Annotated in this window: 14 protein-coding genes; 13 read left to right on the top strand and 1 reads right to left on the bottom strand. The window is 29.0% G+C overall.

Features of this window, described 5'->3' with window-relative positions; genetic code table 11:
* Nucleotides 1–18: 18 nt before the first annotated feature.
* On the bottom strand, nt 19–2,682 hold the full coding sequence (locus J2Z76_RS04295) for a cation-translocating P-type ATPase (protein WP_209510769.1): 2,664 nt from the start codon (nt 2,680–2,682) through the stop codon (nt 19–21).
* 346 nt (nt 2,683–3,028) lie between these two features.
* Here J2Z76_RS04295 and J2Z76_RS04290 point away from each other — a divergent pair, with 346 nt between their 5' ends.
* From J2Z76_RS04290 to J2Z76_RS04230, 13 genes are all read left to right on the top strand, one after another.
* On the top strand, nt 3,029–3,379 hold the full coding sequence (locus J2Z76_RS04290; RefSeq protein ID WP_209510768.1) for a TIGR04086 family membrane protein: 351 nt from the start codon (nt 3,029–3,031) through the stop codon (nt 3,377–3,379).
* Between the two features lie 65 nt (nt 3,380–3,444).
* Nucleotides 3,445–3,585 carry a six-cysteine ranthipeptide SCIFF gene (gene scfA, locus J2Z76_RS04285; RefSeq protein WP_209510767.1) on the top strand — a complete coding sequence of 47 codons (141 nt, stop codon included), beginning with the start codon at nt 3,445–3,447 and terminating at the stop codon, nt 3,583–3,585.
* 86 nt (nt 3,586–3,671) lie between these two features.
* Nucleotides 3,672–5,015, top strand: coding sequence for a thioether cross-link-forming SCIFF peptide maturase (scfB, locus tag J2Z76_RS04280; protein ID WP_209510766.1), 1,344 nt, complete (start codon nt 3,672–3,674; stop codon nt 5,013–5,015).
* A gap of 110 nt (nt 5,016–5,125) precedes the next feature.
* A complete protein-coding gene (locus J2Z76_RS04275) occupies nt 5,126–5,608 on the top strand; it encodes a LapA family protein (RefSeq protein WP_209510765.1) in 483 nt (160 codons plus the stop codon).
* Complete coding sequence (gene recJ / locus J2Z76_RS04270) at nt 5,583–7,505, top strand: single-stranded-DNA-specific exonuclease RecJ (protein WP_209510764.1); 1,923 nt, start codon at nt 5,583–5,585, stop codon at nt 7,503–7,505. The genes J2Z76_RS04275 and recJ overlap by 26 nt, the downstream gene beginning before the upstream one ends.
* A gap of 52 nt (nt 7,506–7,557) precedes the next feature.
* Nucleotides 7,558–8,073 (top strand): adenine phosphoribosyltransferase, encoded by a 516-nt coding sequence (locus J2Z76_RS04265; protein ID WP_209510763.1) that lies wholly within the window; start codon nt 7,558–7,560, stop codon nt 8,071–8,073.
* A 39-nt stretch (nt 8,074–8,112) separates the two neighbouring features.
* Nucleotides 8,113–10,299 carry a RelA/SpoT family protein gene (locus J2Z76_RS04260; protein ID WP_245210317.1) on the top strand — a complete coding sequence of 729 codons (2,187 nt, stop codon included), beginning with the start codon at nt 8,113–8,115 and terminating at the stop codon, nt 10,297–10,299.
* A gap of 15 nt (nt 10,300–10,314) precedes the next feature.
* Complete coding sequence (dtd, locus tag J2Z76_RS04255; RefSeq protein ID WP_209510762.1) at nt 10,315–10,764, top strand: D-aminoacyl-tRNA deacylase; 450 nt, start codon at nt 10,315–10,317, stop codon at nt 10,762–10,764.
* A 9-nt stretch (nt 10,765–10,773) separates the two neighbouring features.
* The gene (locus tag J2Z76_RS04250) at nt 10,774–11,397 is read left to right on the top strand and encodes an MBL fold metallo-hydrolase (RefSeq protein WP_209510761.1); all 624 of its coding nucleotides are present in this window, start codon (nt 10,774–10,776) and stop codon (nt 11,395–11,397) included.
* Between the two features lie 24 nt (nt 11,398–11,421).
* Nucleotides 11,422–12,900: a coproporphyrinogen dehydrogenase HemZ gene (gene hemZ / locus J2Z76_RS04245; protein ID WP_209510760.1), complete on the top strand. Its 1,479-nt coding sequence runs from the start codon at nt 11,422–11,424 to the stop codon at nt 12,898–12,900.
* A 50-nt stretch (nt 12,901–12,950) separates the two neighbouring features.
* Complete coding sequence (locus J2Z76_RS04240) at nt 12,951–13,208, top strand: glutaredoxin family protein (protein WP_209510759.1); 258 nt, start codon at nt 12,951–12,953, stop codon at nt 13,206–13,208.
* A gap of 106 nt (nt 13,209–13,314) precedes the next feature.
* Nucleotides 13,315–14,211 carry a DMT family transporter gene (locus tag J2Z76_RS04235; protein WP_209510758.1) on the top strand — a complete coding sequence of 299 codons (897 nt, stop codon included), beginning with the start codon at nt 13,315–13,317 and terminating at the stop codon, nt 14,209–14,211.
* A 12-nt stretch (nt 14,212–14,223) separates the two neighbouring features.
* Nucleotides 14,224–15,069, top strand: a complete 846-nt coding sequence (locus J2Z76_RS04230; RefSeq protein WP_209510757.1) for a deoxyribonuclease IV — start codon at nt 14,224–14,226, stop codon at nt 15,067–15,069.
* Nucleotides 15,070–15,076 lie beyond the last annotated feature (7 nt).

Genomic DNA, 15,076 nt, shown 5'->3' with positions numbered 1-15,076 from the left:
TAGCTCCTTTTTTTCATATTATTTATTAGTTTTTCTAATAATAGTTTTTACTAATACAACAAGTTCATGTGATACTAATGGTACCATTGATAATAGCAACAAGTCTATCCATTCTGTTAATGAAAGTTGTACCGTTTCAAAAACTTCTATTAAAATAGGAACTTCAGTAACCGCTACTTGAAGAGCTAAACCTGTTACAAATGCTAAAATCATAGCTTTGTTATCAAAATGATTCATTTTAAATAAGGATTTATTTGTGTTTCGCATTCCTATAGCATGAAATAATTGTGATGTACCGAGGGTTATAAAAGCATATGTCTGTGCGTGCATAATATCATTAGGACTTAATAGCATTGTTTTTATGGAAGCTAATGTTACTTGAGTTCCATCTGCAATAAGATGTTGTATAGGAAAATATAGAAATGCTCCTAATGTAATAAATGCAATCATTAAACCATTGTAAAGTGTAAAAATCATTCCACCATTTGCAAATAAGCTTTCTTTAGGGTCTCTAGGTTTCAACCTCATTATATCTTTGTCTTTGGTGTCAACACCAAGTGCTAGTGCTGGAAGTGAATCTGTTATTAAATTAACCCAAAGGATATGTATAGCTTGAAGTGGCGCTGCTAAACCTACAACAATTGCTGTAAACATGGATATAACTTCTCCAAAGTTTGCTGAAAGGAGGAATAATACTGTTTTCTTTATATTTTCATAAATATTTCTACCTTCTGCAACAGCGCGTTCAATAGTTGCAAAGTTATCGTCTGTAAGAACCATGTCAGCTGCTCCTTTGGCAACATCTGTACCAGTTATACCCATCGCCACTCCAATGTCGGCAGTTTTTAGAGAAGGAGCATCATTAACTCCATCGCCTGTCATTGATACTATATTACCATGGGCTTTAAAAGCTTTTACAATCATAACTTTATTTTCAGGCGATACACGAGCAAAAACACGGAGATTGCTTACTTTTTGATTTAGTTCTTCTTGAGTTAGGTCATTTAGCTCACTACCTGTTATGCATTGTGTTTCACTATCTGCAATTCCAAGTTCTTCTGCTATAGCTAGAGCGGTGTCTTTGTGGTCGCCAGTAATCATAATTGTTTTTATGCCAGCACTTTTAAATACACTAACAGCATCTTTAGCTTCAGGACGTGGAGGATCTATCATTCCAACTAAACCTGTAAAAACAAGATTTTCTTCAGTAGCAGAATCATCATCTTCTTTTATAGCTAAAGCTAAAACTCTCAACGCACCTCTTGCCATTTCAGTAGCAGCATCTTTAATATTTTTTATATGATTTTGATTTATATTTTCGATTTTTCCGTTAAGTATAATTTTGTTACACCTTTCAAGAATTATATCCATTGCTCCTTTGGTGTAACTAATAATTTTGTCGTTTTGAGTTTTATGTACAGTTGTCATCATTTTACGAGTTGAATCAAATGATTGTTCATTTATTCTAGGGTTGCTAGTTTCAAGCCCTTCTTTTGTTACATTTACTTTAGTACCCATATCTAAAAGGGCAATTTCTGTTGGGTCACCAATTCTGGAGCCATTATCTGTAGATGCATCATTACAAAGTACAAATCCATTTATAAATAAATCATCTTTATCCAAAGATAGTTCATTTACATCTTTAAGTTGATTATTTAAATAGATTTTTGTAACTGTCATTTTATTTTGTGTAAGTGTACCTGTTTTGTCTGAACAAACTATACTTACTGCACCTAAAGTCTCGACTGATGGTAATTTCCTTACTATTGTGTTTACCTTTACCATTCTTTGAACACCAAGAGCTAAAACTATTGTTACTATTGCTGGTAAACCTTCTGGAACAGCTGCAACGGCCAATGAAATAGCAGTTAAAAGCATTTCAACTATATCACGTTTTTGAAAAACGGCAATTCCAAACATTGCAACGCATATAACTATTGCTAAAATACCAAGAAGTTTTCCTAAATCTTCAAGTCTTTTTTGGAGAGGAGTCATTTCGTCTGATGATTGGCTTATTAATGTTGCAATCTTACCAATTTCAGTGTTCATTCCCGTGTGAACAACGATACCCTCACCTCTACCATAAGCTACACTAGTAGATGAGAATGCCATATTGATTTGGTCTCCAACACCAATTTCTTCAGTTGCAATATATTTGCAATCTTTTTCTGATGGAACAGATTCTCCAGTTAGTGCAGATTCTTCAATTTTTAAGTTTATAGATGATATAAGTCTTAAATCTGCTGGAATGATTCGACCTGCTTCTAATAAAACAATATCACCAACAACTAGTTCTGTAGCAGGAACTTCTATAATCTTTCCATCACGTCTTAAAGCAGCAAATGGACTTGAGAGCTTTTTTAAAGCTTCGAGTGCTTGTTCTGCCTTTGATTCTTGAATCATGCCTATAGTTGCATTTAATAGAACTACGATTAAAATTATTACTGAATCACTAAATTCTCCTAAAATAGCTGAAACAGTTGCTGCTGCAAATAGTATGTAGATCATTGTATCTTTTAATTGTGATATAAACATAGCGATTTTAGTTTTTGGTTTTTTCTCTACTAAAGCATTTGGTCCACTTTCTTCATATCGCTTTTTTGCTTCTTCTTTAGATAAACCTGTACTTTGATTTGTTTCAGTTTTTAAATATGTATCTTTTATACTTTTTTGATAGTACATTTTTTTACTCTCCTTATTGTTTTAAAATTTATAACATTGTAGTTAAAAAAAAGACTTCTAGTATATCTTTTATCAAATAATAAAAAATATACTAAAAGTCTTGTTACCTAGGCAGATTTTTAGCCAGAATTATTAAAATAATTCATGCATGTTGACTAAAAATTTAAAACTACTCCCCTTTAGTATTATATACCATTAATGGTTGTTATTGAAATTATATCATTTGTATTTTTTCTTGTAAAGATAATTTATTAAAAATTTTAATATAATGGATATTTAAATTAATGTTCTTTTTTTATGTTTTTTGAATATAAATATAATGTAATAATTTAGGGGGGTCTATGTTATGAAAATAGGATCATTGTTGAAATATTCGTTATATTTAATTATTATGATATTGGTTACATTTTTAATGCTTACAGTTTATTTATACTTTTTCTCAAATAATCAATCTATTGAAATGGGATATAGTATTCTTATTCCACTTTGTATTTTTATCACGTCTTTATTGTATGCAAGGAGTACTCATGAGAGAGGGCTTATAAGAGGTGTGGAGATATGGGTAGTATATTTTGCAGTTGTTTCTTTATTTAGGTTATTATTAAACAATTCTACTGATATGAGCATGCTTATGCACTTAATATATCTTCCAATTTCAATACTCGGAGGTGTTATTGGCGTTAATTTAAAAAAATAAAAAAAATACTTTTAAATGACTTCCAAAAATGCTATAATTTATAAAGTTGATTTAGGAGGTATATGATGATACATATTAAAACATTAAACAAAACAAAATTAACAGAAAATATCAGCGTGAAGGGTTGCGGAGAATGCCAAACTTCTTGTCAATCAGCATGCAAAACTTCTTGTACAGTAGGAAATCAAAAGTGCGAGAATAAATAAATTTGTAGTGGCTAAAGCCACTACTTTTTTAGTTTGTAGGATTATTTTTAATAAGTATATATAAAAAATTTGGAGGAATAAATTAAATGATACATGTATTTAAAGTTGATGACGTGTATGGAGTAGTAGACACAAACAGTGGTTTAGTTCATATAGTAGATGAAATTATATATGATTTATTAGTGGATGAAGGGTTTAAATCTATTGATAAAATCCAGGATATTTATAATAAATATGGACAAGTTACGGTTGATGAAGCTATTTCTGAAATAAAATATCTAATAGAAAACAAACAGCTCTATACAGAAGAAATAGTAATAAAAAATAAAATTAAACCTGTAGTTAAGGCGATGTGTTTAAACATGGCTCATGATTGCAATCTAAAATGTGAATATTGTTTTGCATCGCAGGGTAATTTTAAAGGCCAAAGAAGTTTAATGAGCTATGAAGTAGGTCAGAAAGCTTTTGATTACCTTGTGAAAAATTCTGGCAGCAGAGTTAATCTTGAGGTTGATTTTTTTGGTGGAGAGCCTTTAATGAACTTTGATGTAATAAAAAAGCTTGTTGATTATGCAAGGTCTTTAGAAAAAGATAATAATAAAAGGTTTAGATTTACTATCACTACAAATGGGGTTCTGCTTGATGATGAAATAATTAAATACATTAACGAGAATATGGACAATGTAGTTTTAAGTATTGATGGAAGAAAATCAGTTAATGATAAAATGAGAAAAACTTTGAATGATAAGGGTAGCTATGATGTTATAGTTAATAATTTCAAAAAATTAGTTGCCAATAGAAAAGAAAAGGACTACTTCGCACGTGGTACTTATACTGCATACAATCTTGATTTTTCTGAAGATGTAAAGCATATGAGAGAGTTAGGGTTTGAGCATATTTCCGTTGAACCGGTTGTTACAAAACCTGAAGAAAAATATGCTTTGACGGAAGAACATGTAAATACATTAAAAGAAGAATACGAAAAACTTGCGAAAATGTATGTAAATGATTATAAGGATAAAGACAAAAAGTTCAGTTTTTTCCATTTTAATATTGAATTAGATGGTGGTCCATGTATATATAAGCGTTCAGTTGGATGCGGTGCAGGAACTGAATATATAGCAGTAACACCAGAGGGAGATTTTTATCCATGTCATCAATTTGTTGGAGAAACTGAATTTATAATAGGTAATGTAAATGATGGAATAACTAATGAGTTAATAGTTGATAAGTTTAGAAATGTTTCCGTAAATGATAAACCTACATGCAAGGAGTGTTGGGCAAAATATTATTGCAGTGGTGGATGTCATGCAAATGCATATAATTTTAATAATGACTTCAAAGTTCCGTACAATGTAGGTTGTGAACTAGAAAAAAAGAGAATAGAATGTTCTATAATGATAAAAGCTAAGCTTCAAGATGAAGTATAATTTCAAAATTTAATAATTATGGTTTTAAATTAAAAAACAGTGGTAAATATATATTAAAGTGTAGTATAATGTACCTAATAAAAATATTTCCCTTAGAAAGGAGAGTAACTATGCAACTTGGTTTTATTCTTGTATTAATTATTTCGATTATTGTTGCTATTTTTGCTATTCAAAACGGAGCTTTAGTAGTAGTCGATTTGTTTTTCTTTCAGTTAAAAACTCCTTTAGCTGTAGTTATGATGGTTTGCCTTATAATTGGTGCTATTATAGTATTAGCGCTCGGTGCGTTTAGACAGGTAAAAAAGGTGTCGGAATCAAAGGAACTAAAAAATAAAATTAAAGTATTTGAAAATGAAAAAATTCAGTATGAAAATAGTACTAAAATGATGGATACGGAAATTCAAACTCTTAAAAATAATAACAATGCTCTTTCCTTAAAAGTTTTGGAGCTTCAGGAAAAAAACAATTTACAGGCAGATAAGATTTCTAATCTTTCAGAAAAATTAAAAAATAATGAATCTGTAATTGAGAAAGTAGTTGTAGAAGGTGCTGGTTCAGAATTAAATGATGAAAAAAGTAAAGCCAATAGTTAAAAATTATAATGATGAAGAAATAGAACTAATAAGCAAAAAGTTTAATTTAACTCATATTTCTTCTAGAATTCTTTTAAATAGAAAATTAAGAACAGTTGAGGAAATAAATGAATTTCTTTATCCAAACTTTAATTTTTTTGAAGATGCTAAAATATATAAAGATTTAGAGAAGGGCTGCAAAAGGATTATTGAAGCTATAAATAATAAAGAAAGAATATTAATTTATGGTGATTATGATGTTGATGGTGTTACATCAATAAGTCAATTTGTAATCCTCTTGAAAAAAGCAGGAGCAGTTGTTTCGTATTATGTTCCTGAAAGAGAAAATGAGGGTTATGGCATAAGTCGTGATTTTATAGAGAAGATTACAAAAGATGAAATAAAAATGGATTTATTGATTACTGTAGATTGTGGAATAGCAGAGGTTAATACAATAAATGAAATAAATAATTTAAGTAAAGAAGTTATTATTTTGGATCATCATCAATGTGGTGATTTGTTACCAGCTGCATATGCAGTAATAAATCCTAAACAAAAGGATTGTCCGTCTAAAAACAAGCAGTTATGTGCAGCCGGACTGTCTTTTAAATTTTTGAAGCATTTAAATAGTTTTCTTAATATAACAGATGTAGAAAATAAACTTTTAGAATTAGCATGTCTTGGCACAATTGCAGATATAGTGGACTTAATAGGCGATAATAGAATAATTACTTATAACGGTTTAAAGTTAATTAATGATACAAAAATCATTGGTTTAAAAAAACTTATTGAAAAAGCTGGAATTGTTGATAAAATTATTGAATCATATCACATTGGGTATATATTAGCACCTAGAATAAATGCTGCTGGTAGGATGAGTTCGGCTATAAAAGCTATAAGATTAATGCTTACTGAAGATGAAAATGAAGCAGAATATTTAGCTGAAGAATTAGAAAGATTAAATTTATATAGAAAGCAAACTGAATCAGAGATTTTTAACGAAGCTATAAATAAAATTGAAGAGGATTATTTATACAAAAAAAACATAATTGTTGTGTATGGTGAAAATTGGCATGAAGGAGTTCTTGGAATTGTTTCATCAAAAATAACAGAAAAATATGAAAAGCCTTCTATTGTGATTTCTGTTAAAGAAGGAATTGGAAAAGGTTCAGCTAGAAGTTTAGATTATTTAAATATTTATGAGGCACTGAAAAGTTCTGAACAATATTTATCTAAGTATGGTGGACATAAACTAGCGGCAGGATTAACTTTAAATATTGAAAATATCAATCAGCTTTATAATGAATTGAATAAATATATTGATAAAATTGCATTAAATGAGTTAGAGTATAAAGAATTAGATGTAGATTCTTATATTGAAAGTAAAGATATAACTTATAGGCTTTATGATGAAATATATAAATTTGAACCTTTTGGACATGGCAATCATAAACCTATTTTTGCTATTGAAAATGTTGTTGTTAAGGATTTAAGGAGAGTAGGAAAAATAGGTAATCATTTAAGTTTTAAAGTTGAAGGTTATAATAATGATATTCCAGTCATTGGATTTGGCAAAATTGGATTATTGGAAAAAATTTTAACTAAGCCATCATCTTTGATTGTTTCAATTACTGAAAATGAATTTAGAGGCAATAAAAAATTGCAATTAGTTTTAATAAATGTTGAAGAAAAAAACAAACTTGATTGTGATATAGACGAAAATAAAGTGAAAATAATTAATTCAGTAATTAATAAATCTAAATCAAAAATCATTAAAACGGATATATTTAGATTTGTAGAAAAATTAAATAATTTATACAATATAAAAACTACCGAAGAAGAGGTAATTTGCATATTGAGAAAAGATGAAAGTATTGAATATGTTTTAAAAGAAGACATCTTATATATTAAGAAATAAAAAGTAATTTGATATATATATATATGATTTTTTATATAATTCGGAGGGTAAAATGGACTTAAAAAATAAAATTAGAGTGATTGAAGGGTTTCCAACAGATGGAATAAGTTTTAAGGATATAACAACATTGCTTCAAGATGCAGAAGGATTAAAACAATGTATAAATCAAATGGCGGATAAGTTTAAAGATTTACATGTTGACATAATTGTTGGACCTGAGTCAAGAGGATTTATATTTGCAACACCTCTTGCATATTTATTGGGAACAGGTTTTGTACCTGTTAGAAAACCTGGTAAACTACCAGCCGAATCAATAAAATATGAGTATGAATTAGAATATGGCAAAGATTCTTTGGAAATACACAAGGATTCTATAAAACCAGGTCAAAAAGTTTTAATAATTGATGATTTGTTAGCTACTGGTGGAACTATGGTAGCAGCTGCTAAGCTTGTTGAACAGCTTGGTGGAGAGGTAGTAGGGCTTGGGTTTCTAATTGAATTAATGGATTTGAGAGGTAGAGAAAAACTTTCAAAATATAGAGTGGAGTCTCTTGTAAAATATAATTAAAATTATTATTAATCTTTAACTAGAATAGTGGTGGCTAAAATGTTAGAAAATATTATCAAACAAATTAAATCATATAATCCTAATGCTGATGTAGATGTTGTAATTAAAGCTTATAACTTTGCTGAATCAGCTCACACAAATGCTCAAATAAGACTTTCGGGTGAGAGATATTTTATTCACCCATATAATGTCGCTCTGATTTTGGCTGATCTACATGTAGATGTAGCTACTATTGCTGCGGGTTTTTTGCATGATGTTGTAGAAGATACAGGAATAACTTATGAAGAGATAAAAAAAGAATTTGGCGATGAAATTGCTAATATGGTTGATGGTGTTACCAAATTAAGCAAAGTAAAGTACAGAAACAAAGAGGAAAGACAAGCCGAATCTCTTAGAAAAATGATTATTGCTATGTCTAAGGATATTAGGGTAGTAATAATTAAACTTGCAGATCGTTTGCATAATATTAGAACCCTAGAATACATGTCACCAGAAAAACAAAAACAGAAAGCAATTGAAACAATTGAAATATATGCGCCTATAGCTAATAGGTTAGGTATGGCATCTATTAAATGGGAATTAGAAGATTTAAGCTTACAATTCATTGATCCTCAAGGCTATGATGACCTTTTAAAGAAAATTAAAGAAAAAAATGAGAAGCGTAAAGAGTATATAAATCAAATAATTTCAGTTATGTCAGAGAAATTGACTGAGGCTGGAATCGAAGCGGATATAAAGGGTAGACCAAAAAGTTTATATAGCATATATAAAAAAATGTATTTTAAAAACAAGTCGTTTGATCAAATATATGATTTGATTGCAGTTAGGATAATAGTAGACAATATTAAGGATTGTTATGGATCTTTAGGTACTGTTCATACACTTTGGAAACCTATACCTGGTAGATTTAAAGATTATATTGCGATGCCTAAACCTAACATGTACCAATCTCTCCATACTACTGTTATAGGACCTGATGGAGAACCATTTGAAATTCAGATTAGAACTTTAGAAATGCATAGAACGGCTGAATATGGTATTGCTGCTCACTGGAAGTATAAAGAAGGAATTAGTGAAGAAAACAATTTTGATGAAAAATTAAATTGGCTAAGACAAATGCTTGAGTGGCAGCAAGAAACTAATGATCCTCAAGAATTTATGGAGTCATTAAAAATAGATTTATATTCAGATGAAGTGTTTGTTTTTACGCCTAATGGTGAAGTTGTTAATATACCGAAGGGTTCAACTCCAATTGACTTTGCATATAGAGTACATAGCGCTATAGGAAACAAATGTGTTGGAGCTAAAGTTAATGGTAGGATTGTTCCATTGGATACAAAGTTAAGAACAGGAAATCAAGTTGAGATTTTAACTTCACAATCAAGTATAGGACCCAGTAAGGATTGGTTAAAAATTGTAGCAAGTAGTCAAGCAAAGGCTAAAATTAGAAAATTTTTTAAAGATAAAGATAAAGACTTTAATGTTGATAAAGGTAAAGAGCAAATTGAAAGAGAAATAAAAAAACAAGGGTTTTTAGTTTCAGATTTGCTTAAAGAAGATTGGGTTAAAGTAGTTGCAGATAAATACAACATGTATACTTCAAGTAACTTGTATGCTGCTGTAGGAAATGGTGGAATTACTGAAAATCAAGTTGTAAATAGGTTAAAACAAATTTATATAGAAAAAAATAAAGATAAAATTGAATTAGAAAGAATACAGAATCTTGAAAAAAATAGTGAAATACCAGAAAAATATTCAAATAAATCAGATAAACATGCATCTGGTGTTGTAATTAAGGGTGTAGATAATATTAAAATAAGATTTTCAAAATGTTGTAATCCTGTACCTGGAGATGCAATTGTAGGTTTTATTACAAGAGGTAGAGGTGTTTCTGTTCATAGAGCTGATTGTACCAACATACATGATTTGAATGGTTCAGAAGATGAAAGATTCATTGAAGTCGAGTGGGACACGGGAAAACAAGTAACATTTGTTAGTGAATTACAAATTAAAGCTTTAGATAGACCTAAGCTTTTGCAAGATCTAACAGGCTTGTATGCTGAAGCAAAGCTTAATGCAACATCTTTAAATTTAAGGATTAACAAAGAAAAAATAGCAATTATTGATATTGCTTTTGAGATAAATGAAACAAAACAACTAGTTGATTTAATTAAAAAAATAAAAAAACTTGATGGTGTATTAGAAGTTTTTAGAACTAAGAAGTAAAGAGTAGGTGAATCAATGCGAGGCGTAGTACAAAGGGTAAAACGAGCAAAGGTTACAGTAGATAATGAAATAACTGGTTCTATAGACCATGGAATATTATTGTTACTTAGCGTAGAAGACAATGATGACGAAAAAGATTTGGAATATATGTGTGATAAAGTTGTGAATTTAAGAATTTTTGAAGATGAAAATGATAAAATGAATATGAGTCTATTAGATGTAGGTGGTAGTATTCTAGTAGTATCACAATTTACTTTGCACGGCGATGCGAGAAAAGGACGTAGACCTAGCTTTATAGCTGCTGCACGTCCAGACAAAGCAATACCCCTTTATGAAAAATTCATACAAAATATGAAAGATCAAGGGATTAAAACAACTTCTGGTAAGTTTGGTGCCGATATGCAAGTTGAGCTTGTAAATGATGGCCCAGTTACAATCTTATTAGATAGCAAAAAAACATTTTAGGAGGAAATTATGATATTTGAAGCTATAACAGTAGGATCTTATATGTCAAATTGTTATATTTTAGGTAGTGAAAAAACGAAGGAAGCAGCAATCATAGATCCAGGAGCAGAATTTAATAAAATAGATGGAAAAATAAAAGAATTAGAAGTTACTCCAAAGATGATAATATTAACTCATGCTCATGGTGACCACATAGGTGCTGTTTTAGAGTTTATTGAAAAGTATCATATTCCAGTATACATTCATGAAGATGATGCTAAGGCGCTGGTTGATAGTAATATTAATCTTACTAAGGTGTTATTTAGTAAAGAAGTTACTATTAATCCAGATGTAAAGGTTAAAGATGGAGATAAAATTATTCTTGGAGATTTAGAATTTGAAATAATTCATACACCAGGGCACACTCCAGGTGGAATATCTATTAAAGTTGAAAATATAATGATGACAGGCGATACACTTTTTAATAGGTCAATTGGAAGAACTGATTTTCCAGGAGGATCATTTGACCAAATAATTGATTCAATAAGAAATAAAATATTTAAATATGATGATGAGACAATTGTATATCCAGGTCATAATTCTCCAACTACAATAGAGTCAGAAAAAATAGGAAATCCGTTTATTCGAAGCTAGTAATTTTAAAATTTAGGAGATAAAATGTTCAGTTTTTATTTTGTAGGACATAATTATGAATATGAATTAAGGAATGAATTAAGGGTATTTGATTTAAATATTGAGTATGAAATAAAGCATGAAAGTAAACTAAAAAGCAATACGGGTATAGGATTGCTTTCTATTTTAGAAAATAATGATGATGAATATATTGGATATGCAAAGTTGTATTACCATAATGAATTATTATTTGAATCTAAGTTTAGTAGTAAAGAAATAGTCTTAGAAAAAGAAAATGAGAAGAAATTAAAAAAAACTTTGGTTGTTAAATCTATGCACCAAGTTATGAAAAAGTATTATAATATAAAACCAGACTATGGAATTTTAACAGGAGTAAGACCTGTTAAAATTTTATTTGTGGCTAAAGAATCTGGCAAATCGGATGAAGAAATAAATTATATATTAGAAAATACATACGAGGTTTCTTTAGATAAGATAAAGCTTTTATGGGAAGTCTTAAAAATAGAAGAAAAACATATTAATAAAAATAGTAATATAAAAAATTATAATCTTTATATAGGGATACCATTTTGCCCTTCTAAATGTAGTTATTGTTCTTTTACATCATATGTAAAATGCCAAGATTTTCAAATAGATAAGTATTTAGATACTCTGCTGTATGAGATAGAAAAAACAATTGAATTTTCTTTGAAAAAAAATTTAAATTTAAATTCTATTTATATTGGAGGAGGAACTCCATCTGTTCTTAATGAAAAACAAATTAATAGAATATTTGATACAATTAAAAAATATTATGATTTATCAAGAATCAATGAGATAACTTTTGAAGCTGGAAGACCTGATACTATAACAAAAGAAAAGTTAATATGTTTAAAAAGTAATTATGTTAGTAGAATAAGTATAAATCCACAAACTATGAAATATGATACACTGAAAGCTATAGGAAGAGAACACAGTGTAGATGATGTACGCGAAAAATATAATCTCGCTAAAAGTATAGGTTTTAATTCTATAAATATGGATATAATATTAGGATTGCCAGGTGAAGATGAAAAAGACACAGAATATACAATTAATGAAATAATAAAGCTTCATCCAGCAAATATTACCGTTCATTCTTTGTCTTACAAAAAAGGTTCTGCTTTAAAACAGAATAATCTTCAGCAATTTTCTAAAGAATATAGATTGTTAAAATCTATGCATGATGTAGTTGATGAAAAATGTGCAAATTTCGGTTATAAGCCATATTATTTATATAGACAAAAGAATATTAAAGGAAACCTAGAGAATATTGGTTACACCATCAATGATAAAGAAAGTATATACAATATAGTTATAATTGAGGAAATAGAGACAATTCTTGCATGCGGTGCAGGAGTATCTAGCAAAATTTTCATAGATAGTAATAGGCATGAACCAGTTTACAATTTTAAAGGATTAAAAGAGTATAGTTTTAGAATTGATGAAATATTAGAAAAAAAGAAAGATTTACTCCGTATTTAAAATGATTATATTTTGTCATTTTAAAATAAATATGAAAGGAAGTAGAATAAATGAAAAAAGTAACTATGTTTTATTTAGAGGGCTGTCCACATTGTAAAAAAGCATTTAAAATGATAGACGTATTAAAGGAAAAGAAACCAGAGTACGAAAACGTTCAAATTGAAAAAATTGAAGAATCAAAAAATGCACATATTGCAGAGACTCATGATTATTATTATGTACCCACTTTCTATGTTGATGGAGTTAAGATTCATGAAGGAGTACCAAGTTTAGATAAGATAGAGGCTGTTCTAAAATCAGCAATATAGATTAATATTTTATGACGATAATTGTATTGTAAATTATCGTCATTTTTGATACTATGTATATAATACATTAAATGTATGAAATATTATTAATTAAGGGGTGCTTATATTGGATAACAAGTTATCAAAAAAACCAAATAGAAAAGAGTTAATTTATGAAATTGGTCTACTTATGACAGCTTTGATATGGGGTAGTTCTTTTCCAATTGGAAAAGTTGCATTAACATATTATTCACCGCTATTTCTTGCCATGTCGAGATATTTATTAGGTGGAATTATAATAGGAATTTATTTGAATAAAAGGATATTTTCTATTACAAAACAACAGCTACTAGGCGGAGCACTTTGCGGTGTAATATTTTATTTTGCATATTTGATACAAATTGTAGGACTTCAATATACCGCACCAGCAAAGCAATCATTTCTTGCTGCTTTATATGTAATTATTGTACCGTTTTTATATTGGATAGTATACAAAAAAAAGCCGGATATATATAATTTTGTTGCAGCTATTTTAACACTCATTGGTATTTATTTACTCACAGTAAATGGCCCAGGCGGTTTTAATAAAGGTGACTTGATTACTATATTTAGTTCGTTTTTATATGCTGCGCACATTGCTGTAATTGGATATCTAGTTAAAAGGATGGATCCAATAATATTAACATTTTTGCAAACAATAATAGCTGGAATAATCGGACTTGGATTTTCGTTGGTTTTAGAACCTCTTCCAACAGAGTTTCCTTTAATGGGAATACTATCAGTGATTTATTTGACTGTTTTTTGTACAATTATAGCATATGGAATACAGGTGTTGTGTCAAAAGTATATATCAGAAATGAAAACATCAATACTACTTTGTCTAGAATCAGTTTTTGGAACTCTTTTGTCTGTGATTTTTTTAAACGATCCTTTTACAATAATCATGCTTATAGGTTGTATAATAATATTTATAGGAATACTAACATCTGAAACAAAGTGGGAGTTTTTAAAGAAGAAAGAGTAACGGAGGAAGTATATGCTAAAAATAGGTTGTCATTTATCAATATCAAATGGATTTGAAGCAATGGGGAAGGATGCCCTTGAAATAAAAGCTAATACATTTCAGTTTTTTACTCGCAATCCAAGAGGAAGTAAAGCAAAAAATATTGATATAAATGATGTTGAAAAGTTACTAAAATTAATGAAAGAAAATAATTTTGCTAAAATATTAGGGCATGCACCATATACACTAAATATTTGTTCTGCCGATGAAAGAACTAGAGAGTTTGCTTTAGAGGTATTGGAAGACGATTTGAAAAGATTGGAATTATTACCTAATAATTATTACAATTTTCATCCAGGAAGTCATGTAAAGCAGGGCGTAGAAACAGGAATAAAATTCATTGTTGATGCACTTAATAAAATATTAAAACCTGAACAATCAACAATTGTTTTACTTGAAACAATGTCTGGAAAAGGAACAGAAATTGGGCGGACATTTGAAGAATTAAAAGAGATAATCGATGGCGTGTTGCTTTCTAATAAAATAGGAGTGTGTCTTGATACATGCCACGTGTATGATGCTGGCTACGATATAGTAAAAAATTTAGATGGAGTGTTAAATGAGTTTGATAGAATTATTGGACTTGATAAGTTATATGCGATTCATTTAAATGATAGTAAAAATCCTTTTGAGAGTCATAAGGACAGACATGAAATAATTGGAGAAGGTCATATTGGTTATGATGCTATTGTTAAAATCATTAATCACCCTAAATTGCGTAATTTACCATTCTTTTTAGAAACTCCAAATGACTTATTTGGTCATGGAGAAGAAATTAAATTATTAAGACAATCTTATAAAGATATACCTGCTATATAATTATTTG

Source organism: Sedimentibacter acidaminivorans (assembly GCF_017873955.1).
GTDB classification, from domain to species: Bacteria; Bacillota; Clostridia; order Tissierellales; family Sedimentibacteraceae; genus Sedimentibacter; species Sedimentibacter acidaminivorans.
Note: the sequence above shows the minus strand (reverse complement) of the source record. Positions and strands in the feature narration are given on the sequence as shown.

Coding starts and splice junctions, on each gene's coding strand:
- J2Z76_RS04295 (WP_209510769.1), bottom strand. CDS start 2,682: ATGTACTATCAAAAAAGTATAAAAGATACATATTTAAAAACTGAAACA.
- J2Z76_RS04290 (WP_209510768.1), top strand. CDS start 3,029: ATGAAAATAGGATCATTGTTGAAATATTCGTTATATTTAATTATTATG.
- scfA (WP_209510767.1), top strand. CDS start 3,445: ATGATACATATTAAAACATTAAACAAAACAAAATTAACAGAAAATATC.
- scfB (WP_209510766.1), top strand. CDS start 3,672: ATGATACATGTATTTAAAGTTGATGACGTGTATGGAGTAGTAGACACA.
- J2Z76_RS04275 (WP_209510765.1), top strand. CDS start 5,126: ATGCAACTTGGTTTTATTCTTGTATTAATTATTTCGATTATTGTTGCT.
- recJ (WP_209510764.1), top strand. CDS start 5,583: ATGAAAAAAGTAAAGCCAATAGTTAAAAATTATAATGATGAAGAAATA.
- J2Z76_RS04265 (WP_209510763.1), top strand. CDS start 7,558: ATGGACTTAAAAAATAAAATTAGAGTGATTGAAGGGTTTCCAACAGAT.
- J2Z76_RS04260 (WP_245210317.1), top strand. CDS start 8,113: ATGTTAGAAAATATTATCAAACAAATTAAATCATATAATCCTAATGCT.
- dtd (WP_209510762.1), top strand. CDS start 10,315: ATGCGAGGCGTAGTACAAAGGGTAAAACGAGCAAAGGTTACAGTAGAT.
- J2Z76_RS04250 (WP_209510761.1), top strand. CDS start 10,774: ATGATATTTGAAGCTATAACAGTAGGATCTTATATGTCAAATTGTTAT.
- hemZ (WP_209510760.1), top strand. CDS start 11,422: ATGTTCAGTTTTTATTTTGTAGGACATAATTATGAATATGAATTAAGG.
- J2Z76_RS04240 (WP_209510759.1), top strand. CDS start 12,951: ATGAAAAAAGTAACTATGTTTTATTTAGAGGGCTGTCCACATTGTAAA.
- J2Z76_RS04230 (WP_209510757.1), top strand. CDS start 14,224: ATGCTAAAAATAGGTTGTCATTTATCAATATCAAATGGATTTGAAGCA.